The 21,783-nt window shown below is 50.6% G+C and carries 22 protein-coding genes; 17 read left to right on the forward strand and 5 right to left on the reverse strand.

What is annotated here, in order from left to right:
• Positions 1-92 precede the first annotated feature (92 nt).
• The 10 genes from MEALZ_RS05660 to MEALZ_RS05705 all read left to right on the forward strand — a co-directional run bounded on the left by MEALZ_RS05660 (position 93) and on the right by MEALZ_RS05705 (position 12,048).
• On the forward strand, positions 93-431 hold the full coding sequence (locus MEALZ_RS05660; RefSeq protein ID WP_014147647.1) for a hypothetical protein: 339 nt from the start codon (positions 93-95) through the stop codon (positions 429-431).
• Complete coding sequence (locus MEALZ_RS05665; RefSeq protein WP_014147648.1) at positions 424-1,020, forward strand: c-type cytochrome; 597 nt, start codon at positions 424-426, stop codon at positions 1,018-1,020. The genes MEALZ_RS05660 and MEALZ_RS05665 overlap by 8 nt, the downstream gene beginning before the upstream one ends.
• Before the next feature lie 2 nt (positions 1,021-1,022).
• Positions 1,023-2,540: a cbb3-type cytochrome c oxidase subunit I gene (locus MEALZ_RS05670; RefSeq protein WP_014147649.1), complete on the forward strand. Its 1,518-nt coding sequence runs from the start codon at positions 1,023-1,025 to the stop codon at positions 2,538-2,540.
• 964 nt (positions 2,541-3,504) lie between these two features.
• Entirely contained in the window at positions 3,505-4,164 is a 660-nt protein-coding gene (locus MEALZ_RS05675; protein WP_332881504.1) for a M48 family metallopeptidase, read from the forward strand.
• A gap of 6 nt (positions 4,165-4,170) precedes the next feature.
• Complete coding sequence (locus tag MEALZ_RS05680) at positions 4,171-4,653, forward strand: protein disulfide oxidoreductase (protein ID WP_014147651.1); 483 nt, start codon at positions 4,171-4,173, stop codon at positions 4,651-4,653.
• Positions 4,654-4,670: 17 nt separating this feature from the next.
• The gene (locus tag MEALZ_RS05685) at positions 4,671-7,148 is read left to right on the forward strand and encodes a fused MFS/spermidine synthase (protein WP_014147652.1); all 2,478 of its coding nucleotides are present in this window, start codon (positions 4,671-4,673) and stop codon (positions 7,146-7,148) included.
• Positions 7,149-7,890: 742 nt separating this feature from the next.
• Positions 7,891-8,187: an antibiotic biosynthesis monooxygenase gene (locus MEALZ_RS05690; RefSeq protein ID WP_014147653.1), complete on the forward strand. Its 297-nt coding sequence runs from the start codon at positions 7,891-7,893 to the stop codon at positions 8,185-8,187.
• 3 nt (positions 8,188-8,190) lie between these two features.
• Positions 8,191-9,384: an iron-containing alcohol dehydrogenase gene (locus MEALZ_RS05695; RefSeq protein ID WP_014147654.1), complete on the forward strand. Its 1,194-nt coding sequence runs from the start codon at positions 8,191-8,193 to the stop codon at positions 9,382-9,384.
• A gap of 182 nt (positions 9,385-9,566) precedes the next feature.
• Complete coding sequence (locus MEALZ_RS05700) at positions 9,567-11,072, forward strand: phenylacetate--CoA ligase family protein (protein WP_014147655.1); 1,506 nt, start codon at positions 9,567-9,569, stop codon at positions 11,070-11,072.
• A gap of 571 nt (positions 11,073-11,643) precedes the next feature.
• The gene (locus MEALZ_RS05705; protein WP_014147656.1) at positions 11,644-12,048 is read left to right on the forward strand and encodes a CopD family protein; all 405 of its coding nucleotides are present in this window, start codon (positions 11,644-11,646) and stop codon (positions 12,046-12,048) included.
• Between the two features lie 33 nt (positions 12,049-12,081).
• On the opposite strand, the gene MEALZ_RS05710 is transcribed toward MEALZ_RS05705, so the two are convergent.
• On the reverse strand, positions 12,082-12,534 hold the full coding sequence (locus MEALZ_RS05710; RefSeq protein WP_014147657.1) for a DUF2231 domain-containing protein: 453 nt from the start codon (positions 12,532-12,534) through the stop codon (positions 12,082-12,084).
• A gap of 39 nt (positions 12,535-12,573) precedes the next feature.
• Here MEALZ_RS05710 and coxB point away from each other — a divergent pair, with 39 nt between their 5' ends.
• The 4 genes from coxB to MEALZ_RS05730 are packed head-to-tail and all read left to right on the forward strand — an operon-like array spanning position 12,574 to position 16,970.
• Positions 12,574-13,275 (forward strand): cytochrome c oxidase subunit II, encoded by a 702-nt coding sequence (gene coxB, locus MEALZ_RS05715; protein ID WP_014147658.1) that lies wholly within the window; start codon positions 12,574-12,576, stop codon positions 13,273-13,275.
• Complete coding sequence (ctaD, locus tag MEALZ_RS05720) at positions 13,262-15,784, forward strand: cytochrome c oxidase subunit I (RefSeq protein ID WP_014147659.1); 2,523 nt, start codon at positions 13,262-13,264, stop codon at positions 15,782-15,784. The genes coxB and ctaD overlap by 14 nt, the downstream gene beginning before the upstream one ends.
• Complete coding sequence (locus tag MEALZ_RS05725) at positions 15,784-16,137, forward strand: hypothetical protein (protein WP_017839933.1); 354 nt, start codon at positions 15,784-15,786, stop codon at positions 16,135-16,137. The genes ctaD and MEALZ_RS05725 overlap by 1 nt, the downstream gene beginning before the upstream one ends.
• A complete protein-coding gene (locus tag MEALZ_RS05730; RefSeq protein WP_052712516.1) occupies positions 16,128-16,970 on the forward strand; it encodes a cytochrome c oxidase assembly protein in 843 nt (280 codons plus the stop codon). The genes MEALZ_RS05725 and MEALZ_RS05730 overlap by 10 nt, the downstream gene beginning before the upstream one ends.
• A gap of 198 nt (positions 16,971-17,168) precedes the next feature.
• Here the strand turns inward: MEALZ_RS05730 and MEALZ_RS05735 are convergent, their stop codons facing one another.
• The 4 genes from MEALZ_RS05735 to MEALZ_RS05745 form a co-directional block, all read right to left on the reverse strand.
• Positions 17,169-17,753 carry an esterase/lipase family protein gene (locus MEALZ_RS05735; protein ID WP_014147662.1) on the reverse strand — a complete coding sequence of 195 codons (585 nt, stop codon included), beginning with the start codon at positions 17,751-17,753 and terminating at the stop codon, positions 17,169-17,171.
• A 259-nt stretch (positions 17,754-18,012) separates the two neighbouring features.
• Entirely contained in the window at positions 18,013-18,189 is a 177-nt protein-coding gene (locus tag MEALZ_RS22605) for a hypothetical protein (RefSeq protein ID WP_014147663.1), read from the reverse strand.
• Positions 18,190-18,210: 21 nt separating this feature from the next.
• Positions 18,211-18,492: a hypothetical protein gene (locus tag MEALZ_RS05740; protein WP_014147664.1), complete on the reverse strand. Its 282-nt coding sequence runs from the start codon at positions 18,490-18,492 to the stop codon at positions 18,211-18,213.
• Complete coding sequence (locus tag MEALZ_RS05745; protein WP_014147665.1) at positions 18,493-19,557, reverse strand: beta-ketoacyl-[acyl-carrier-protein] synthase family protein; 1,065 nt, start codon at positions 19,555-19,557, stop codon at positions 18,493-18,495.
• Between the two features lie 1,093 nt (positions 19,558-20,650).
• On the opposite strand from MEALZ_RS05745, the gene MEALZ_RS05750 reads away from it, so the two are divergent.
• The 3 genes from MEALZ_RS05750 (at position 20,651) to MEALZ_RS05760 (ending at position 21,724) form a co-directional block, all read left to right on the forward strand.
• Complete coding sequence (locus tag MEALZ_RS05750; protein WP_014147666.1) at positions 20,651-20,857, forward strand: 2-oxoisovalerate dehydrogenase E1 subunit beta; 207 nt, start codon at positions 20,651-20,653, stop codon at positions 20,855-20,857.
• A 228-nt stretch (positions 20,858-21,085) separates the two neighbouring features.
• The gene (locus MEALZ_RS05755) at positions 21,086-21,334 is read left to right on the forward strand and encodes a DUF4351 domain-containing protein (RefSeq protein WP_014147667.1); all 249 of its coding nucleotides are present in this window, start codon (positions 21,086-21,088) and stop codon (positions 21,332-21,334) included.
• 81 nt (positions 21,335-21,415) lie between these two features.
• Positions 21,416-21,724 carry a nucleotidyltransferase domain-containing protein gene (locus MEALZ_RS05760; RefSeq protein WP_014147668.1) on the forward strand — a complete coding sequence of 103 codons (309 nt, stop codon included), beginning with the start codon at positions 21,416-21,418 and terminating at the stop codon, positions 21,722-21,724.
• The last annotated feature ends 59 nt before the right edge of the window (positions 21,725-21,783 follow it).

Here is a 21,783-nt window from a genome sequence, read left to right on the forward strand (position 1 = left end):
TTTCGGTTATTTTTTGGGGTTCCGTCAATCGGCGAGACCATCATTTTCATTCATGCCAGCCGGATTTCGCTGCGCAAATTCTTGAGTCGCTCATGATCGAACCCGTCGCCTTAAAAGATTTTTTCATCACGTTTTTTTCATCCGCTTTGATCATTCTAGCCGGCGCAAGCTATGCGCTGCTCTATGCTTGGTCTAAAGTGAATCCGAATTCCCGAATCAAAATTGCCGCTTATTTTTCTTACGCCGTGCTGGTCGTATCGGTGGGCGTATTGTCGAATGCCGCGAATTTTTCGGGTTACTGGCTGATTGTCACCGCTTTGATGATCATCGGCTATTTTTTTGCACCGATAGGCATCTGGCATCTATGTGTTAAAACGCATCATGATGAAGAGGTCGCTATAACAATAAATAAGAGGAGGAGCGATGAATGAAACACCGCTGTGGGCATCGGAGTCATTCTGGAAAAAAACCGCGATCTGGGTAACGGCCGGATCGTTTTTAATTTTAGTCGTATTAACATTCGATTCACTCAAACAAACTACGGCAGGAACGCAGAGGGTGCCTGCCTATGACGTGATCAATAAAAAAATCGATTATCAATTCGATAAGGAATTGAATAAATTTATGCCGGTCATCGGCGGAGAAGAGCTGTTATTCGGTAAGGAGTACACCGAAGAAGAAGCCAGAGAGTTAGTCGATTTGGGTAAAAAGACCACACAGGCTAAAAATTGCATGAATTGCCATACCTTACTCGGTAACGGCGCCTATTACGCGCCGGATTTGACCAAGGCTTGGTTGGATCAAGGCTGGATAAGCCCTGAGATGCGTGAGGACATGATGCTTCAGTTTTTAATGAACCCGGAAAAGAACGCTCGTACTTTCGGTACAGGCCGCAAGATGCCGAACTTGGGCATTACCGAAGCAGAAGCCAGAGGTGTTGTGGCTTTTTTGAAATGGATGTCGAGTATCGACACGAACGGCTTTCCCTATAACTTTAAAACCTTGTACGCGGAGGATTGATCATGAAATCGGGTGGATTAGCGGGTGTGATTGAAAACGCGGGCGTATTGGTCGACCGGTCGCGCGGTTATTGGCAGGATTTTCAGAACTGGGTGCAACTGGATAGTAGTACGCTGAGTCCGGGCAGGCAACTGGCGGTAAAATATTTCATCGTTGCGGTGATTTTGTTTTGTGCGCAAATTCTGTTCGGTCTGTTGGCTGCGCTGCAATTTATCTTTCCGGGCTTTCTTTATGAAATTTTGGATTTCAGTGTCAATCGTATGGTGCATATCAATGCGATGATTGTGTGGATGCTATACGGTTTCTTCGGGTGTATCTATTGGCTGTTGGAAGATGAAAGCGGCACCGAAATTGTTGGCTTAAAATACGGCAATATTGCGTTCTGGGTGTTGACCGGGGCAGTAACGATTGTCGTATTGGTTTATTTGCTCGTGCAAATCGGGCCGGGCAAGGACTCCAGTCTATGGTTCATCAACGAAGGCCGCGAATATATCGAAGCGCCGCGCTGGGCCGATATCGGCATCGTCGCGGTTGTGTTGACGTTCTTTTACAACGTCGTCGCGACCTTCAGCAAAGGCAAGTGGTCCGGAATCGCAGGTGTGTTGACATTAGACTTGGTCGCATTGGCCGGCTTGTATGTGGCAGGTATGTTCTACATGACCAATATCACGCACGAACAATATTGGTGGTGGTGGGTTATTCATCTTTGGGTCGAAGCGACTTGGGAAGTCTTGGTTGGCGTGATCATGGCCTGGTCGTTGATGAAACTGTTAGGCGTGCGGCGGAAAATCGTCGAAACCTGGCTGTATATCGAAGTGGCGTTGATGTTCGGTTCCGGCATACTGGGTTTGGGACATCATTATTTTTGGATCGGCACGCCGGAATATTGGCTCACGATCGGCGGTTTTTTCTCGGCGTTGGAACCGATACCGTTGGTTGCGATGGTCGTGCATGCGGTTTACGACGCCGGCGCGCATTCGTTCAAGACCGGCAACCATCCGGCCTTGGCCTGGATCATTGCGCAGGCCTTCGGTAACTTCTTCGGCGCGGGCGTTTGGGGCTTCATGCATACGCTGCCGCAGATCAACTTGTACACGCACGGCACACAATGGTCGGCTTCGCACGGACATTTGGCCTTCTTCGGCGCCTATGCGACGATCAATATCGCATTCTTTTATTTGGCGATACAGCACTGGCGAGGCGATGTCTGGATGGCCGGTGGCATCAAGCATGCCTGGCGCTGGAAATGGGCCTTGGGTCTACTGAATGCCGGCGTGCTCGGCATGACGATTGCCTTATTGATCGCAGGCTACGAGCAATCTTTTATCGAACGTGCCGTCGAAGGATCGACTTGGGGCGGCTATTTTGCAGCACAGTCTCAACCGGCCTTCCAAAGCGCGATGACGTGGCGTTTGTTTTTCGGATTGATCACAGCAAGCGGGTTAGTCTTGTTGGTTTGGGACTTGCTAACGATCGGCAAAGGTGAGGAGCGTAAGGCCGAAATGCCGCAACAGGCTTAAAAAATAAGTCATTTGCCGCATAAAAAAGGCGCTTTATTCGAAAGAATAAAGCGCCAAGGCCTTAACAAACAATCACAAAAGAGGAGGGTATACAAAACGAAAATTTACGCTTAGGATTTCGTGATAAATAACATCCTGTGTAACTATTCAGTCCCCCGTCAATTATCGTTCCCACGCTCTGCGTGGGAACGCCTGAGTACCGCTCCAGCGGTACGAGACGCTAGAGCGTCTCGGTCTTCATTCCCACGCCGGAGCGTGGGAACGATAGGGGTGTGAATAATTACCATCCTGTAATGATGTAATGTGTTTAGGGTACGGTAACTCGCTTGGCAGGACGCCGTGAACCCAGCACCTAAATTATCCAAGGCAATTAATCATGGCCATTGAGTTATGGAATTTAGGTGCTGGGTGAATACGTCCATGTAGGCTTGACGGCGGCTATCAGGTTGCCATGGATGGCATGAATGCAGATTTTGCAGGAGCAAAAATCTGCCCTGCCGCCGACACCTGCAAACCCCTTCCAACAGTTGTCTAAGTTATTTCATGCTCGTTCCTTAGCTTGATGCGTATGGGCCTAACACCCCGGCGACTCCTTAAGTAATGCCGAAATTTGAAGTGCGAAAGGTATATGACCAAATCCTAAGTATATCGAGAACAAAACGCTCAGTTCCTATGGTAATACGGGATAGAGAGGAAAGAGGAAAGAGGAATGAGGGCTTGACAAGCGTTTTAAATGTTGCATCATTTTGCTAACTGCTAACTGCTAACTGCTAACTGCTAACTGCTAACTGCTAACTGCTAACTGCTAACTGCTAACTGCTAACTGCTAACTGCTAACTGCTAACTGCTAACTGCTAACTGCTAACTGCTAACTGCTAACTGCTAACCAACCCGAGACACAACCATTTCCAATTTACCTTTTACTTATCAAATTCGCCGCAGTTCAAGGGCGACTAAAGCGCGGATTACGGTAGCGCCTGGTAAGGTGCAAGTCGTCGCGCCGTCGGGCATTTCCGAGCGAACGTTGCATCGTTTTGTCGAGCAAAAACAGCAGTGGGTTGTTCAAGCGCTGAACCGCTTGGAAGCGCGCGTCCAACAGGTGGAAAGCTTGGCGCCGGAATTTTATATAGACGGTGCCGAGATTCCTTATCAGGGCGAGCGCTATCGGCTCAACGTCATGCCGACCCGTTTGAAGCGAATCAAAATTGAATTTTCCGATCGTTTCATTGCACATGTGCCGGAAGCCATGCCTTCGGGCGATCATAGCGAGGCGATACGGGGCGCTTTGATTCGTTGGATGAAGCTCGACGCCAAGCTCAAGACCGAACAGTATGTCGAAAAACATGCGCACAAACACTTGTTATCGCCCCGGTCGATCTCGATCCGCTCGCAAAAAAGCCGATGGGGAAGTTGCGGCATTCATAACGATATACATCTCAATTGGCTGTTGATTCTGGCTCCGCCCGAAGTATTCGAATATGTCGTCGTGCATGAATTGTGTCATATTAAAGTCAGAAATCATTCTAGTCAGTTCTGGGCGTTGGTCGCCGACCATTTACCCGATTACCGGCAGCGACGGAATTGGCTCAAAGAGCAGGGCAGCCGGCTGATGAAGGGCCTATAAACACCGATGACAATCAAAAAACTTTTGTTTTACGGCGCGATTGCCGTCATTTTGTTTGCCGGGCAGTTTTTATATAGCCGGGGATTGGCGACCGGAAAACCGCCTGAATTGGCGCAAACGACAATTCAGGGCGAGCGTGTTTCCGACCGAATTGCGACCGGCCCCGGCTTGATTTATTTCTGGGCCGAATGGTGCCGAATATGCGCGATGATGCAGGCGCCGGTCGGTGCGGTACTGAACGACTTTCCGGGCGTGACTGTGGCTTTGAGATCGGGCGATGCAGATGAGGTGAAGGATTATCTCGATAAAAAAGCATTAAATTGGCCTGCGGTCATCGACGAAGACGGCTTGATCGGCGATCGCTTCGGGATTCGGGGTGTGCCGGCGGTTTTTATTTTAAATCCTGAAGGCGAGATCGTTTTTACGTCGGTCGGCTACAGTACCGAATGGGGCTTGCGCTTCAGGCTTTGGCTGGCCGCTTGGCTTTGAACGTGAACGAGTCCAAGATGAGATCGTCAAGCCGGCCGCTCGCGTCTGTCGCCGCGCTGTTTTTCATGACCGGCATGGCGGCGCTGATTTATGAGGTGTTGTGGCTAAAAGAGCTGGGCCTGTTGTTCGGAAATACCTCTCAGGCAATGGCGACAACATTGACCGCGTTTTTCTTGGGGCTGGCCGCCGGCAGTTATTATTGGGGGCGAAAAGCTGCAGCTTACCGGGAGCCGCTAAAATTGTACGCCGGGCTCGAGGTTGCGGTTGCCGTTTGCGCGGCAGGTTATTTCATATTACTCGAGGCCTATGGCCGGATCTATCCGTGGGTATTCGATTGCTGCGGCAATCATGCCGGGTTGTTTACCGGCGTCAAATTCGCCTTGTCGTTGACGGTGTTGTTTCCACCGGCTTTTTTCATGGGCGGTACGCTGCCGGTGCTGAGTCATTTTGCGGCGCCGAATCGAGACGATTTAGGCCGCAACACGGCCTTGCTATACGGTGTCAATACCTTGGGCGCGGTGGCCGGTGCGCTGTTGGCAGGGTTTTATTTGCCGGTTTGGCTAGGCTTTAGGGCCAGTTACGGATTGGCGATGGCGATTTCGTTGACGGTCGCGGCGGGCGCTTATGTCTTATCGAAACCGCAAACTGAGCGAAGCCGAGCGCCGGTTGAAACCGGCAGCATCGTTTTTCGTCCGCTCGCCGTCATCGCGTTCATGTCGGGGCTCTCGATGCTGGCCTTGCAAGTATTGTGGGGCAGGATGTTCGCGCAGGTACTGCAAAATTCGGTCTATACCTTCGCGTTGATTCTATCGGTGTTTCTGATTTGTTTGGCTTTGTCGGGGTTTCTGGCGCGCTGGTTGATGGCCGTTCGATTCGATGCCGGAAAGCTGTTGTTCGGCTCGCTGATTGCCGGCGGCCTTTTGGTTAATATTGGGCCTTTCGTGTTTTTGGCGTGGACCGACGAGTTGCACTATATCGGTTCGGATGTCGGTTGGTATGCTTATTTGCTGCAAATCGCGGCACCCGCAGCGGTTATCATGGGGCCTCCTTTGCTATTGTTGGGTATGGCCTTGCCGCTGTCGATTCGTTTGGCGCAAAATCACGGACCAAGCGGTGGAGCGCTGGTCGGGCAATTGGTCGGGATCAATACCTTGGGCGCGATAGCCGGTTCCATCATCGCCGGTTTCTTGATATTGGAATGGATGGGGCTATGGGCCGGGATTCGATTGATTGCGGTTCTGTATTTTTTGACGGCCGCCTATTGGTTCAGTCGGACCACGGAGATAACTTCTAACTATCGACAGCCTGGTCTTTCCGATAGTCAGAAATTATTTCGATCAGACTGGTGGAGTCAACGGGGAGGGTTGTATTTACCGGCAATCGGCATTTTATTGGCTGTTTCTGCATTCGACACCGGTAAGTTGCCCCTGGTTAAAGTCGATCCGGTCAACGAAGAAGAAAGCCTACTGGAATTTTGGGAAAGCAGCGCCGGAACGGTCGCGGTGATCCGGCGCGGCGAACATTTGAAAATCAAGGTTAATAATCACTATACGTTGGGCGGGACAGGCTCTTTCAAGCTCGAGCAATTGACCGGCTCGTTGCCGGTTGCCTTGCATCGTAAGCCGCGTTCGGTTTATATATTGGGCCTCGGTACCGGCATTACCGCAGGCGGCGTGTTGGAACACCCGATTCAGAGCCTGACCGTGACCGAGTTGCTGAATGATGTCGTCGCGGCATCGGATAAATATTTCGGCGCCTACACCAACGGTTTGTTTTACGACCCGAGAGTGCGTGTCTTGCATGAGGACGGCCGTAATTATTTGCGCGGCGCGCGTGAAAAATTCGATGTGATGATCGGCGATTTGTTCGTACCCTGGGAAGCCGGTACCGGAAGTCTTTATTCGCTCGAACATTTTAGGACGGTCGCCGAACGCTTGAATGAAAACGGTTTGTTTATGCAATGGCTGCCGGCTTATCAATTGTCGCAAGTCGAATTCGATGTGATCGCCAGAACCTTTTTGGAAGTTTTTCCTTATGCGACGGTGTGGCGCGCCGATTTCGGGGCATTGAGGCCGGTCTTGGGTTTGTTGGGCAGCAAGAGCAATCAAGATTTTGCGGCATTGTCGGCGGAGCGTCATCAAAAACTACTGTTGCATTTTGCCGGCGATTTGGTTTCCATAAGAAGCCGTTTCGAACAGGCGCGGCTGAATACCGACGACAGGCCTATCATCGAGTTTTCCGCGCCGGTGAGTCAACGCTCGATTAAAACCGGACGGCAGGAATGGCTGGTCGGCGCCGATTTGATCGAATTAATGGAGGCGCTGCAACCTAGCGTTTCGGATTATATGATCGATGTTCCGAAGCCTTCGAAGCAATGGCCGCAAGCCGGTTTCAATTTGCAAAAGGCGCAATGGCTTCGCTACCAAGGCAGGCTGAAAGAGGCCGAGCAAGCCATGGCGAATTATCGGAAATTGCTTGGCGAAGAAGAACAATAGCGAGTAATTCGCTTGTTTTGCTGGTTGCCAGGGAGGACGACCATACCTTTCGCACTTCCAATTTCGGTAGTGCCTTAGGAGGCGCCGGGGTGTTCGGCAAGGGCTGTGACAGCAGGGATGCTGTCACAGAGCCTACATGGACGTATTCAAGGCGTCCTTTGACGGTCACGCCGGTGCCGAATTTTGATCTCCGATAGGTATACACAAGTCATGTATTACCTTTTGTCGTTTCCTGATTAGCAAGATGCTTCAGCTTGCCGAAGCCAACTGTCCGAGCAGTGACCAGTCGTAGCCACTTTTGCGGGACGGGTTATTTAACCCGTCCCCAACGTTTCGGTTTGCCCTAAACATTTCGGCTAACTTCGGCCAAAGTCAAAACGTTTAGGACGGGGTTGCAAACCCCGTCCTGCTAGGGATATGCTGGTTTTTGGGCTTTAGCTGAAGAGACTTGCTAATCAGGTGTCGTTTTGACTAACGAGTCTTCGATATCATTTATTGCTGCTTAACACTCTCGGCTTCGAAGTCGCGATCTGGGGATCGCTCCCACGGAGCATCCGCCCCTTGTGGGAGCGACGCCTTCGTCGCGATTTCGAAGCCGGAGCGTTAGGTGACAACAAACGGTATCGAGGTCACACTCGCTAAACCTCGAAGGATACGCAATGCGTTCCATAGCAACCGGAAAGAAAAACGATTCAGCTTTCACTGAATGCATTTACCTTTAAAAACCTATCAAGGAGTCTTTATGCACGTAACTTTGGTTCATGTTCACGTTAAACTCGATCATATCGACGATTTTATCGCCGCCACGAAACGCAATCATGAAGCGTCGATTCGCGAAGCCGGCAACCGCCGCTTCGATGTATTGCAATCGCCCGAAAATCCGGGGCAGTTCATTTTATACGAAGCCTACGTTTCCGCCGAAGATGCCGCAGCCCATAAACAAACCGAGCATTATTTTGCTTGGCGCGATACGGTCGCCGATTGGATGGCCGAGCCCCGTCAAGGGATTCGTTACGAAGGACTATTTCCGCAGGGGTAAACGATGCAATTCAAACCATTTTCGATTTCACGCCTGCCGCGCATTAGCTACGGCAGGGGACGGCTTAGCGAAGTGCCGGCCTTGACGGCTAGTTACGGCGGCAATGCCTTGTTGGTTACCGGTAAGCAATCTTTTTGCGGTACGGAACGTTGGCCGTCGTTTATCGAGTCCTTGGAAATGCAAGGCGTTCGCTGGTTGCATGTCACGGTTTCGGGCGAACCGTCGCCGGAGCTGGTCGACCTAACGGTTAGCCGGTTTTGCGACGAGACGATTGCAGTCGTTGTCGGTATCGGCGGCGGTAGCGTGCTCGATGCCGCGAAAGCGATAGCAGGGCTTTTGCCGCACGGTAATTCGGTCATGGATCACTTGGAAGGCGTCGGCAGGAATATTCCTTACCGGGGGCCTAGTATACCGTTCATCGCCGTTCCGACCACGGCCGGTACCGGCAGCGAAGCGACCAAAAATTCGGTGTTGAGCGTGCAAGGTCCGGAGGGATTCAAGAAGTCTTTTCGAGACGAATGTTTGATTCCCGAATATGCGGTAATCGATCCCGACTTGCTGGAAAGCTGCCCGCGCGACTTGATCGCGGCCGATGGCATGGACGCCTTCACGCAACTATTGGAATCCTACGTCTCGCTAAAGGCCAATCCCTTCATCGATGCGTTGGCTTGGAGCGGCATGACCGCCTTCAAGGAAGGTTTTTTTGCCGCTTGGGAAGGCCAGGAGCCGGAAGCTGCTAATGGCCGCGCTGCGATGGCCTATGCGTCCTTGCTTTCCGGTATTACGTTGGCGCAAGTCGGTTTGGGGTCGGTTCACGGCCTGGCTTCGCCGTTGGGCGCCTTTTTCCCGATACCGCATGGCGTGGTTTGCGGAACGATGGTTGCCGCCGCTACCGAAATCAATATTGAAGCGATGCAAGCGCGAGAACCCGATAATCCGGCGTTGGCTAAATACGCGCAAGTCGGGCGTTTGCTGACCGGACGTAACGACATCGGCGATTCGGTTGTGCGCGATTTATTGATCGCGTTGCTTGCCGAATGGAGCAAAACATTGCAATTACCGCGCCTTAGGGATTACGGCATCAGAGAGGCCGATTTTGCAAAAATCGTTGCGAATAGCCGTGGCAGCAGTATGAAAACCAATCCGATCGTGCTGACCGACACCGAGATCGAAGCGATATTGCAGCGTCGACTTTAATTGGCGCATTGAGCGGAGTTCTGAAACAGGCTGGTATTTCCGTCGATGAATTCGCTGAGGCGCAACATGCTTAACCATGCGCTCCAGCCCCGACTCTGCTAACGTTACGCAGCTAAGCTTATCGAAAAAGGGGACGGGTTACTTTATTACCGCACTTAAACCCACTGTTGGAGGAAATCGCCATGTCCAAGCCGTTAACGTTTGCTAACGAAGCCCTGTTTAATCGCTTTTTCAATACCTCTTTGGATGAATTGCTGACGGATCATAAGGATATCGACCCACAAGAGCGCGTACTGAAATTATTTCAACGCTGTGCGGTTGAAGTCCCCGCTTATCGTCACTTTCTCGACTCGCGGCAAATCAATCCGGCGGACATAACGACTTATCAACAATTCAGCGATTTGCCGCTGATGGGCAAAAGCGATTATATGCAGTCGTACCCTTTACCGGATCGCTGCTTGGGAGGAACCCTGACGGGAGCTGACCGTGTGGCAGTATCTTCCGGGTCTACCGGTCGGCCGACTTTCTGGCCTCGCTCCGCCGCTTACGAACTGGATGTGGCGCTACGCTTCGAGCAGGTTTTCCGCGACAGTTTCCGCGCGCACGAACAAAGTACCCTGGTCATCGTTTGTTTTGCGCTGGGCAATTGGGTCGGGGGATTGTTTACGACCTCCTGTTGTTGGCACCTAGCCCGAAAAGGTTATCCGTTGATGGTGGCGACACCCGGTAATAATAAAGCCGAGATTTTTCGCGTGGTTCGAGAGCTCGCGCCGCATTTCGAGCAAACGGTTCTGTTGGGTTATCCGCCATTCGTCAAAGACGTAATCGATGCCGGCAGTGCCGAAGGCATAAACTGGCATGCCTACCGACCTAAATTGGTATTTGCCGGTGAAGTATTCAGCGAGGAATGGCGTGAATTGATCGGCAAGCGCGCAGGTTCGACCGCGCCGTGTTTCGATTCGGCTTCCTTGTACGGTACCGCGGATGGAGGCGTACTGGGTAACGAAACCCCGTTGAGCATAGCGATTCGCCGTTGGTTGGCCAAGCATCCTGCTGCTGCGCGTCAATTATTCGGCGAATCGCGCTTACCGACGCTGGTACAGTATGATCCAATCAGCCGGTTTTTCGAAACGCATGAAGGGACTTTAGTCGTATCCGGTGAAAACAGCGTTCCTCTATTACGCTATCATATCGCCGACAAGGGCGGATTGATCCCATACGATACGATGTGGGCATTCCTCGAATCGCAAGGAATAAGTTCTCCAGGCGGGGTGGGGCTGCCGGGGGATTTTCAACCGCGAAAATTGCCATTCGTTTTTGTGTTCGGCCGTGCCGACTTTACCGTATCTTATTACGGTGCCAATATTTATCCTGAAAATGTATCGGTCGGTTTGGAAAAACCCGACATTATGCGTTGGGTTACCGGTAAATTCGTTTTGGAAACGGAGGAAACCGGTGAGGGAAATAAGGTTTTACATATTGCCGTAGAATTGTTACCCGACATCAATGCGACCGAAGCCATGGCGCCGGCGATCGCGGAATCGATTCGTCGGGAGTTATTACGCCTGAACAGCGAATTCGCTCATTACACGCCGGCCGAAAGACAGCTGCCCAAACTGACTTTACATGCCTTTGCCGATCCCGACTATTTTCCCGCAGGCGTGAAACATCGCTATACGCGAAACTAATTGCATAACTCTTGCGTAATTATTCACATCCACTTATCGCTGCCATGCTCCAACGCTCATCGTTATACATAAATTGTAGGGTACGCTGCGCGTACCAAAGCCGTGCCCTTCTGCGGGACGGGTTATTTAACCCGTCCCCAACGTTTCGGTTTGCCCTAAACAATTCGGCTGACTTCGGCCAACGTCAAAACGTTTAGGACGGGGTTGCAAACCCCGTCCTGCCAGGAACATGCTGGTTTTTGGGTTTTAGCTGAAGAAACTTGCTAATCAGGAAGGACTTTGAATTGACTCCCTTGATACTCGAAAATTAACTAACCTTAATGAAGGTGTTATACCCATCGTAGATCAAAATTCGGCACCGGGGTGCCCGTCAAAGGACGCCGTGAATACGTCCATGTAGGCTCTATGCCAGCATCCATGCTGGCAAAGCCTTTGCGAGCGCCATGGATGGCGTGAATGTCGATTTTGCAGGAGCAAAAATCGACCTAGCACCCTGGCGCCTCCTTAAGCATCGCCGAAATTTGAAGTGCGAAAGGTATAGGAAAAACTTGAAACCTCGAAGGGGAACAATATGCTTTGGCTTTTACTGTTACACATAGCGGCTGTGATCTGTTGGTGCGGATCATTGCTCTATCTGCCCGCGTTGATGACGGGTGTTTATTCTGATAGTGAAGAGGAAAGCCACCAAGCCTTGACGCTCAAAGTCTTCAGCAGTATCGCGACGCCGGCCGCGCTGGTCGCGATCGCATCGGGTACTGGCTTGTTCCTAACCGGCGGCATTATCGACCGATGGCTTATTTTGAAGCTAACCCTGGTCGTGATACTCGTAATGTGTCATGCTCTTACCGGCTGGATTCTAATTCGTACCGAGCAAGCGCCCGATAAAAATTTCACCCTGCCGTGCGTAGCAATCGGAATTACGGCTGCGATATCGATCCCTGCAATCGTTTGGATTGTGCTGACCAAGCCTTTTTAGGAGTTAACTGTGAGATATCTCAAGGTGACTATATCAAGGTTCGGAATGAACTCCGACGCCATGTCCATAAACCAGTTGCCCGCCCAACATGCTGGTGACGGCAATCAGCGCCGCCGTCAGCAGCGAAATATACAAATACCAAAAATCGAAGCCGCTTTCGTCATAAAAGCGCAACGCCCAATTGAACGAAGCCAGCGCCAGCGTCATGACCGCCAGCAGTGCATGGATCCAAGCGATAAGCAAATTTCGGATGCGCTGAACGAATACCAGGTCGATGAAGCCCGCCAGCCCGGCAAGCCAGCCGCCGAAGCTGCCAAGACCCGACAGCCACAAACCGACTCGAATCCAGAATGGGTCCGTCGTATAGAGATAGGCCAAATCGGCTCCTACCAAGCCGAGCAAAAAGGCTACCGGGAAATGGATCAGCATCGGGTGGATCGGATGTCCGCCGATGGACATGCGGCTGATGATGGGTTCTTTCGCCATTACGCTCTCCTTTCTCGGTTGAAGTCGGAATTATCAACGATGATTCCAAGTTTAACCTTACCCTCGCTAATTATCACTCTTAGTTTTCTGAGCGGCTGCAGCGGCCCTCAATCCATTTTAAATCCCGCAGGACCCTCGGCGCTTGCCGTAAGCAGGCTGTGGTGGGGGATGTTCGGTTTTTCGGTTACGGTATTGCTGGTCGTCATGACTTTATGGATTTATGCGATGCGGCGTAAACCGCGACCGCTCACCGAAGCGCAAGCCGATAGGATCAATCAGAGTTGGATCATCGGCGGCGGACTGGTGCTGCCTATCGCCGGCATCGTCGCGCTGCTAAGCTTCAGCATTCCGATGGGCTATCGCATGTTGCCTTTGCCCGTTGCCGGACAGTCGGTGCCGTATATCGATGTCATCGGGCACCAATGGTGGTGGGAGGTCCGCTATCCCGATACCGATATCGTGCTGATAAACGAACTGCATCTGCCGGCAGGGACGCCGGTCGATATCCATGTGACCAGCTCCGATGTCATTCATTCGTTCTGGGTGCCGAGGTTGGCCGGTAAGATCGATATGATTCCGGGGCGCACTAATGTCTTGCGGATCGAAGCCGATGCGCCGGGGCAATTATTAGGGAAGTGCGCGGAATTTTGCGGAGTGGGCCACGCCCACATGCTGCTGGAGGTTCAGGTTCATACGCCTGAAGATTATGAAGCGTGGCTGGAGGCATATGAATACGAATAATGAAACCCGAAAGACTAGGGACGCTCTGCACGATGAATTTCTCAAGGTCTGGGGCAATCCGCGCGGCTGGCATGCATTGACCATCGTCAACCATACGACGGTCGGCATTCGCTTCATGGTCACGGGCGGCATCTTCTTTCTGATCGGCGGATTGCTCGCGATGCTGATGCGCACGCAACTGGCATTGCCCGAACAGGACATCATCGAACCGAAACTCTATGATCAGCTGTTTACGATGCATGGAACGGTCATGATGTTTCTGTTCGCGGTGCCCGTGCTCGAAGGTTTGGCGATGTATCTGATCCCGAAAATGATCGGCGCGCGCGATTTGGTGTTTCCGCGTCTTAGCGCTTTCGGTTACTGGTGTTATCTATTTGGTAGTCTGATTTTGATGTCGAGTTTAGTGTTGGGCATCGCGCCGGCGGGCGGTTGGTTTATGTACACGCCTTTGACCAACAACGTTTACTCGCCGGGGCCGAACGTCGATTTCTGGCTGCTCGGCGTCACGTTTATCGAAATCTCGGCGGTATCGGCCGGCATCGAACTAACCGTGTCGATTTTGCGCACACGCACTTCCGGCATGGCATTGCTGCATATGCCGCTCTTTTGCTGGTACATTCTGGTCATGGCGCTGATGATCGTATTCGGTTTTCCGCCGCTGATACTAGGCAGCATCCTGTTGGAGCTGGAACGCGCTGTCGGCATGCCGTTCTTCGATGTCGCACGGGGCGGCGACCCGATTCTCTGGCAACATCTGTTTTGGCTATTCGGCCATCCCGAAGTCTATATTATCTTCTTACCGGCCGCGGGTATCGTTTCGACCCTGTTGCCGGTATTCTCGCGCCAACCCATCGTCGGCTATCGATGGATCGTGCTGGCCATTATCTCGACAGGGTTCATCAGTTTCGGTTTGTGGGTGCATCACATGTTTACGGTCGGGATTCCGCAGTTGGCCCAGGCGTTTTTCTCGATGGCCAGCATGCTGGTGGCGATTCCTACCGGTATTCAATTGTTCGCCTGGCTGGCGACATTGTGGACGGGGCGGCCCGTTTACCATGTGCCGATGTTATGGCTGGTCGGCTTTTTATTTATTTTCATGATAGGCGGCTTGACCGGGGTCATGTTGGCCTTGGTGCCGTTTAACTGGCAGGTGCACGACACGCATTTCGTCGTCGCGCATTTGCATTATGTGATGGTCGGCGGCATGCTCTTTCCTTTGCTGGCGGGGCTTTATTACTGGTTGCCGCATTTCTCGGGGCGAATGCCGTCGGATAAACTCGCGCGCTGGGGCTTCTGGCTGACGTTTGTCGGTTTTAACACGACATTTTTGGTGATGCATCTGACCGGGTTTCTCGGTATGCCGCGGCGCGTTTACACTTATCAAGCCGGAATGGGCTGGGAACTGCCTAACAGCGTGTCGTCGGTGGGCGGTTTTATCATGGCTATGGGTATCGCGATGGTTCTGCTCGATATCGTATTGCATTTTCGCTTCGGACGCCCTGCCGGATCTAATCCTTGGGGGGGCGATACGCTCGAATGGGCGACCGATACGCCGCCCCAACCTTATAATTTCATCAGCTTGCCGGACTGTCCGATGCGGCATCCGATGTGGGATCAACCGGATCTGCAAACAACGATAGCTGAAGGACATCACGGGTTATCGGAGATCGATCATGGCAGACGAGAGACCTGGGGTTCGGACCCGGTGTCCGGTGCTATTCGCGAAATCATTCATCTGCCCGGAAATTCCTGGCTGCCTTTTTACTCGGCTTTGGCGTTATCTGTTCTATGTATCAGTCTTTTGATCCGTACCTATAGCATGGCCCTGATCGCGGTAGTAGCCAGCCTGTTGTTGCTGCTACGCTGGTCATGGAAGAACGGCGCCTTTCTTGAAGCGGATTCCGATTCTGCTGGGAAACCCGGCTATCCGCAACTGCATTCGCGCACTTTCAACGGCCCCGGTTTGTGGGGCATGGTCGTAACGCTGTTGGCTGATGGCGCGCTATTTTTGTCCATACTTTTCGGTTGGCTCTATTTGCGGGTCGTAGCGCCGAATTGGCAAGCGCCCGAAACGGCGCCGTTGGCTTGGCTGCCGTTGCTGATCAGTGGTGTACTGCTTACGGTCGCAACATTTTGGCATCATTCTATCGTGCGCCGCTTGCGCGCGGGTAGGGATGATCATCTGCAGGGTCAATTATGGGGCATAGCGGCGATCGGTTTGGCTCATTGTTGTGTATTCATCTGGGCCTGGTCGGCTTCGTCTCTGGTTGCAACACAAACAGCCCATGATGCCGTGATCGCGGTGATACTGATGTATCAATTGTTTCACAGCGGACTCGCCGTGATCATGACTGCGCTGCAGGCCAAGCGCGTAGCTTATGGTTATGTCGGCAAGACTGCGCCCTATGAAATTGCAGTCGTGAAACCCTGGTGGATTTATACGAACGCCGTATTCTGGCTAAGCTTTCTCGCCGTCATCATGCTGCCTATTGCTTGGAGAAGCGCCTGATGATTTCAACGTATCATCCAATGCAACTGACTTTGGGGCTAATTGTCTGGATAGTCTGGTTTATCGTGAAGTACGGGGCCTTGGTATTATTCTGCGAACAACTGCCGCCTCCTGTCGAACAAGGGGCTTTCACTTGGATCAATGCGACGCTGTTGAGCGGTTCCGTAGCCGTAACCGCTCTGCTGTTGTTTTGGGCAAATAATTGTTGGCGGGCGGCGAGAATCGGCAGCAATGAAGCCGATTCCGAAATTAATACGTTTATCGCCGGATTGGGCGCCGGCATCAATCTGTTGGGCGCCGTCACGACGCTCAGCCAGGGGCTTATCTCGCTGCTATTACCGCCATGTTTGTAAGGCTTGCATTGTTCGCGGTCTCGGCTTCGCTAGTTAATCCTGCAAATGCTCATGGCTGGGACGATAACGCAGATGAAGACTTTTTTTCTGCCATGCTCGGCGGACTGTTGCCGGCCGCTCTTTGGTTGATCTATGTCGTCGGTGCCGGTCGCATCCGGCCTACAAATAACCGCCGGTTGATGTTTCATGGAGCCAGTCTCCTCGCTGCTATGACGATGTTCGGCAGTACGGGCGGTTGGCTTGATGAAAGCTCAACCCTGCACATGGTTCAACACATGCTGATACTGGTCGTTATCGCCCCGCTTTATGTATTGGCTCGGCCTTTGCCGCAATGGCTTGCCGTAAGCGGAAAAATCGGCATCCGGCTGTGGAAACCTTTTTTAAGGCTGAGTCGTCACCCGTTGCGGACCGGTATCCTGCAAAGTCTCGTAATCTGGTTCTGGCATACGCCGGTTTTTTATAATCTGGCGCTGGCGAGTCCCTGGTGGCATCTTGCCGAGCACTTGAGTTTCGCATTCGCCTCCGGCTTATTTTGGTGGTCGATTTTGCTAAGGCGCACCTTAACCGTGCTGCCGGCTTTATTGTTAACGCTAATGAGCACCGGCATGCTCGGAGCCTTGCTGACCTTCGCGCAAACTCCGTTCTACAACGATTTGCTCAATATTCAAGACCAACAATTGGCCGGTTTGATCATGTGGGTGCCGGGAGGCCTATTTTATCTTCTTGCTGGCGGCTGGTGCAGTCTGCGCTTATTTACGAAGTGTATACCCATCGTAGATCAAAATTCGGTACCAGGGTGTCTGTCGAAGGACGCCGTGAATACGTCTCTATAGGCTTTATGCCAGCTTTATGCCAGCTTTATGCCAGCTTTATGCCAGCTTTATGCCAGCTTTATGCCAGCTTTATGCCAGCTTTATGCCAGCCCCTCTCGACTAGCGTTAGGTGAGGGCAGCTCACCCCAGTGCCTCCTCAGACACTGCCGAAATTTGAAGTACGAAAGGTATGCATGAACACTAATTCGCCCTACTTGGCTAACGTGCTTCTAGCCGCCGAAGATTTTTAACAATGTCCGAAATCACCGACCTGTCCCTAACCATGAGGCTATGCACAATCGCATTAGCCCGTTTGTTGTTAGCAATTTTCCAATCAGAGCTTTTTGACGGAACAATCATGGCATCGAAAGGTGTTCTATACGAATAGAGCTGAATATTTTCGAGTCTATTTTCAGTAATTGCTAAATCAGCGAGAAAGCGGCTATTTGGCCTCATATCTTTTGCCCCTTTGCTTGGGTAAAAATAAGCTGTCATCGTTCCGTAATGTGGGCCGGATATAGCAAAAAAAGCCTTGGTTCTCTCGTGTCCTTCGAGGATTTGCAGATAATAACGAGAAACCATACACCCCATGCTAAAACCGATAATAGCAATAGGTTGGTCTACGCTAATTTGTTGATCGATATAATTTTTTAGCTTTATCGATAAATCAGTGATGCCTAATTCGGCGTTGGACGGTTTTAAATTAGGTGCGTGGCATTCATGCCCGCTTGCTTCAAGCTTAGAGGTCATATGTTTAAAAACACGGCCGGTATCAAATATACCGTGAACTAGTATGACCTTCATTTTTAATTGTCTCCCTTTATATGCCCATCGCAGATCAAAATTCGGCACCAGGGTGTCCGTCAAAGGACGCCGTGAATACATCCCATGAAGGCAAAGCCTTTGCCGAGCACCCCGGCGCCTCCTTATGGACTGCCGAAATTTGAAGTGCGAAAGGTATATTAATTAAGTCTGTTTTTGTTCTGCTGAACAGGGCGGGGTTTGTAACCCCGTCCTGAACGTTTCGAACGTGGCCAAGCCAAACCAAAACGTTCGGGGCGGATTAAATAACTCGCCCCGCCAAGAAAAAGCGATGCAAATCCATTGCAAAATCAACTGTGTCAAGACTGTTGATCAGCAATTCTTTTATTTGATAAGCGCTAATATCTGCAATTTCTTTATACGGTGTATTTCTGGCAATATAACTTTGCATGAAGTTTAAAATATCCGAACTGTTCATAATCCGCTATCAAAAAATGTTTTAAGCCTCATTTGCACCTTTAATATCAACAACCATTTGTTCAAGCTGCTCAGCTAACTTGTCAAAAGTAATTGTTTCAAATTTATCCACCCATTCTTCAATATTGAGCGTGTCTTCTTCAAACCCTAAAACCTCTTCCAGGTCTACCGCAAAATAAACAATATCAAGACTGCTGGTCAACAGCTCTGTCATACGATAGTCAGCAATGTCGGCAATATCTTTATGTGTAGTATTATTGACAATATAATCTTGCATAAACTGTAAAATCTCTGTTTTGTTCATTTAGCGTACCTTTTTTACACAACCATAAATTACGTTAAAACCCGCGCCCATTGTCAGCAGATTGATAGCCTGATTCTGACTTTCTGCTTTGGCAATCTCTTTGAGAATATACATAATGCTGGCGCTGCTCATATTGGAAAACTTTTCATAATGCGCGACAGAAGGGGCAATAGTACCACGCGGCAAGCTCAGTTTTTTGCTGAGTTTTAACAGCAGCAGAATACCGGCTGGATGAATCGCCCATTGGTTATTGCTGCGCCAGGTCTGTTCGGTTTCTTTTAACACTTCCAGAACAAACGCTTGCACATCTCGGTTAAAAGTCGTTTCATCAGCCAGTTCAAAGCTGTAATAACCGTCATAACCCCAATGGATTAAATCCAGTCCCTGTTGGGCTTTTTGGGTGTAGTGAATCTGCTCCAGCTCCAGCGCCATGTCGCCTTGTTCTGCATCAGAGGAAATCCACAACGCAGCCGCGCCGTCGCCAAAAGTGCAATTGCCCTGCCAAACATCTACCTTTTTAGATTGTAAATTAGCTAACGTACAAGGCACTTCTATGCTGACCACTAAAATATTTTTAAAGTCTGAACTTAAAGATTTAGCCAGATTCAAGGCTTTTACTCCACCGGTACAGCCGACATGGCCTAAGTCTATAATCAAACTGTTGGGGCGAATCAAATCCGGCAAAAGACGGGCTAAACGATAACTGATCCCTGGCATAATAGTGCCGGTAGCGCTGATGGTGAACACAGCATCAAACGAAATATTTTTATCGGCAAACGCCTCAGAAAGCTGTAAGGAAAGACCGGCAATAGACTCATCGATTCCCCGTTCGAAACCGGCGGCTTTTTCGTCAAAGTTTTTAAAGTCCAGCCAACCATCTACAACGCGGCGGGTGCGTTGCCCAACGAGAAAATATTTAACCGCCTTGTGCAGTTTTTCCTTTTCCTCTACATCCATATCCAGCTTGTCTACGGCTTCTTCGTAATAGCCAAGCAGGTCGTTGTTTGAATTAAAAATGCCTGTTTCCAGGGTGAATATATTATTAATATATCGGATGGGGTTCACATTTAATTCCTTACAATGTTTTTTAGGCTATTCTACAAGTTTTACCTTTTCCAAAAAAGAAACTTCAGCGAATTAAATTGATACGCTTAACACGCTTTGCTAATTCTCGCTTATGCCGGTCAGTAATTTCTATGGCTTTGGGCATTTTATACCCGTCGTAGATCAAAATTCGGCGCCTGGGTGTCCGCTAAAGGACGCCGTGAATACGTCCATGTAGGCTCTATGCCAGCTCCATGCTGGCAAAGCCTTTATGAGCGCCATGGATGGCGTGAATGTCGATTTTGCAGGAGCGAAAATCGACCGGACACCCAGGCGCCTCCTCTGGCACTGCCGAAATTTGAAGTGTGAAAGGTATAAATTGTAGGGTACGCTGCGCGTACCAAAGCCGTGCCCTGACGGTTCGGTTGGCACATGAACATTGCCGGGTTACCATGGTACGCACAGCGTACCCTACGCGGATCGCCTAGCGCTAGGTGAAGGATAGCCGAGTGTGTTAATGACAATAAAGGTATCGAGCTCTCATTGGCTAAGATTGCAAAAGGGTAATTTTTGACTTATGTATAACGATGAGCGGGAGAGCGTCACTGCCATTAAGTTAAGGGAAACCCGTCATTCCGCCATGGATTCACTCCGGGCTATCCTGCCCGGAGCCCTTCGGGTAAATGCAAATTCGTTCCGTACGGATTTGTGGCGGAATCCAGTGCCATGGATGGCAAGCTTTTGAGGCACATTAGAGCCTGAATGCAAGCATTACTTATCTCTGTGACGGCTTAACTTAATGGCAGTGGTGTAGAGCGTGGGAACGATAATTGCCGGGGACTGAATAGTTACTCTATAGATGTTCGGGTTATGATCGTGAAACGATTATCCTAAAAAGAGCAGCTGAGAGCCTCAAACTACCGTTCGCCCTGAGCCCTTCGGCTGCGCTCAGGAGAGCCCTGTCGAAGGGCGAACGGTAGTTTGAGGCTTCACCAGGCCGGTGAAAGTGTTGTAGACCCTTCATGCTTCGACTTGGCTCAGCACGAACGGTCTACAACACATGCCAACTGCTCTTTCTAGGATTATTATTAAAAACAACTGAGATAATGCGCAAATGAACGAAATAATTTTTGTTGTAGAAGAAGCCGCGGAGGGCGGTTTTATCGCTAAAGCGCTTGGCTGTTCAATATATACCGAGGCGGATGATATAGAACAACTGCATGCTAATGTTCGAGATGCGGTCGCCTGCCACTTCGAGTCGGAAGACAAGCCGAGCATTATTCGTTTGCATTTTGTCCGAGACGAAGTAATTGCAGCATGAAGTTGCCGCGAGATCTAGCAAGAATATTACTCGCTACTATTTTGTTCGGTAGCAAGGCGCGAAAACAGGCGCATAGTTAAGCTATGTAACTGTTTTCGCAAAGCTTCCGCTCCTGCTCACGCCCCTTACCTACATCCATGTAGGTAACGCCGCTACCGGACAAAAGAGCGCGTCAGAAAGCCGCAAATGTGGCTGTGCGAAGTATATCTATCAGAAGCAGGTGAAACCATGGGTATAGCACAATTACTGAGACAAGAAGGGCGCGAAGAGGGTCACGAAGAAGGTCGTAAAAGCGAATGCATGGCTCTAATAAACCGTCAATTGCGCCGAAAACTCGGATTGCAACCAACGCTCGAACAACTGCTGTCAAAGTTGCCCGCACTCTCTCTCGAAACTCTGGAAGACTTGGCCGATGCGTTGTTGGATTTCCAGGAATTGAACGATCTTCAGGCATGGTTGGATGAGCACGGCGGGTGAGATGCTGCCTTCTGGGCATATGACAATCCCAATGCTGAAACAAATCAGGTAGATGCGCCCAATCAGAAACGAGGACGAATCATGCGCCTAAGCCCCATACAAAAGCAGGCTATATGTGAAAGTGCGTTACGCCACTTCGGCAAGGAAGCGCAGATTTGGTTATTCGGATCGAGAGTTGACGATACACGCAAAGGCGGCGATATCGATCTGTATATCGAAACACCAACACAAAATGCCGAGGAATTGATAACGGCCAAATTACAGTTTTTACGCGAACTCCACAAAAAAATCGGCGATCAAAAAATCGATATCGTTTTGCACAGAGCTGGTACGCCAGTCGATTTACCGATCTACCGGATAGCTAAACAGACAGGGGTGCGATTGCAATGACAATAATCAGTATTGCAAACGGGGCGCGTCTGGTAGGCTTAGTTCTGAAAGCATTAAAA

It is taken from the genome of Methylotuvimicrobium alcaliphilum 20Z, assembly GCF_000968535.2.
GTDB lineage: Bacteria > Pseudomonadota > Gammaproteobacteria > Methylococcales > Methylomonadaceae > Methylotuvimicrobium > Methylotuvimicrobium alcaliphilum.

Coding starts and splice junctions, on each gene's coding strand:
- coxB (WP_014147658.1), top strand. CDS start 12,574: ATGATTCCAAGTTTAACCTTACCCTCGCTAATTATCACTCTTAGTTTT.
- MEALZ_RS05755 (WP_014147667.1), top strand. CDS start 21,086: ATGGGTATAGCACAATTACTGAGACAAGAAGGGCGCGAAGAGGGTCAC.
- MEALZ_RS05760 (WP_014147668.1), top strand. CDS start 21,416: ATGCGCCTAAGCCCCATACAAAAGCAGGCTATATGTGAAAGTGCGTTA.
- MEALZ_RS05700 (WP_014147655.1), top strand. CDS start 9,567: ATGTCCAAGCCGTTAACGTTTGCTAACGAAGCCCTGTTTAATCGCTTT.
- MEALZ_RS05685 (WP_014147652.1), top strand. CDS start 4,671: ATGAGATCGTCAAGCCGGCCGCTCGCGTCTGTCGCCGCGCTGTTTTTC.
- MEALZ_RS05665 (WP_014147648.1), top strand. CDS start 424: ATGAATGAAACACCGCTGTGGGCATCGGAGTCATTCTGGAAAAAAACC.
- ctaD (WP_014147659.1), top strand. CDS start 13,262: ATGAATACGAATAATGAAACCCGAAAGACTAGGGACGCTCTGCACGAT.
- MEALZ_RS05740 (WP_014147664.1), bottom strand. CDS start 18,492: ATGAACAAAACAGAGATTTTACAGTTTATGCAAGATTATATTGTCAAT.
- MEALZ_RS05690 (WP_014147653.1), top strand. CDS start 7,891: ATGCACGTAACTTTGGTTCATGTTCACGTTAAACTCGATCATATCGAC.
- MEALZ_RS05730 (WP_052712516.1), top strand. CDS start 16,128: ATGTTTGTAAGGCTTGCATTGTTCGCGGTCTCGGCTTCGCTAGTTAAT.
- MEALZ_RS05695 (WP_014147654.1), top strand. CDS start 8,191: ATGCAATTCAAACCATTTTCGATTTCACGCCTGCCGCGCATTAGCTAC.
- MEALZ_RS05705 (WP_014147656.1), top strand. CDS start 11,644: ATGCTTTGGCTTTTACTGTTACACATAGCGGCTGTGATCTGTTGGTGC.
- MEALZ_RS05660 (WP_014147647.1), top strand. CDS start 93: ATGATCGAACCCGTCGCCTTAAAAGATTTTTTCATCACGTTTTTTTCA.
- MEALZ_RS22605 (WP_014147663.1), bottom strand. CDS start 18,189: ATGAACAGTTCGGATATTTTAAACTTCATGCAAAGTTATATTGCCAGA.
- MEALZ_RS05735 (WP_014147662.1), bottom strand. CDS start 17,753: ATGAAGGTCATACTAGTTCACGGTATATTTGATACCGGCCGTGTTTTT.
- MEALZ_RS05710 (WP_014147657.1), bottom strand. CDS start 12,534: ATGGCGAAAGAACCCATCATCAGCCGCATGTCCATCGGCGGACATCCG.
- MEALZ_RS05725 (WP_017839933.1), top strand. CDS start 15,784: ATGATTTCAACGTATCATCCAATGCAACTGACTTTGGGGCTAATTGTC.
- MEALZ_RS05750 (WP_014147666.1), top strand. CDS start 20,651: ATGAACGAAATAATTTTTGTTGTAGAAGAAGCCGCGGAGGGCGGTTTT.
- MEALZ_RS05680 (WP_014147651.1), top strand. CDS start 4,171: ATGACAATCAAAAAACTTTTGTTTTACGGCGCGATTGCCGTCATTTTG.
- MEALZ_RS05670 (WP_014147649.1), top strand. CDS start 1,023: ATGAAATCGGGTGGATTAGCGGGTGTGATTGAAAACGCGGGCGTATTG.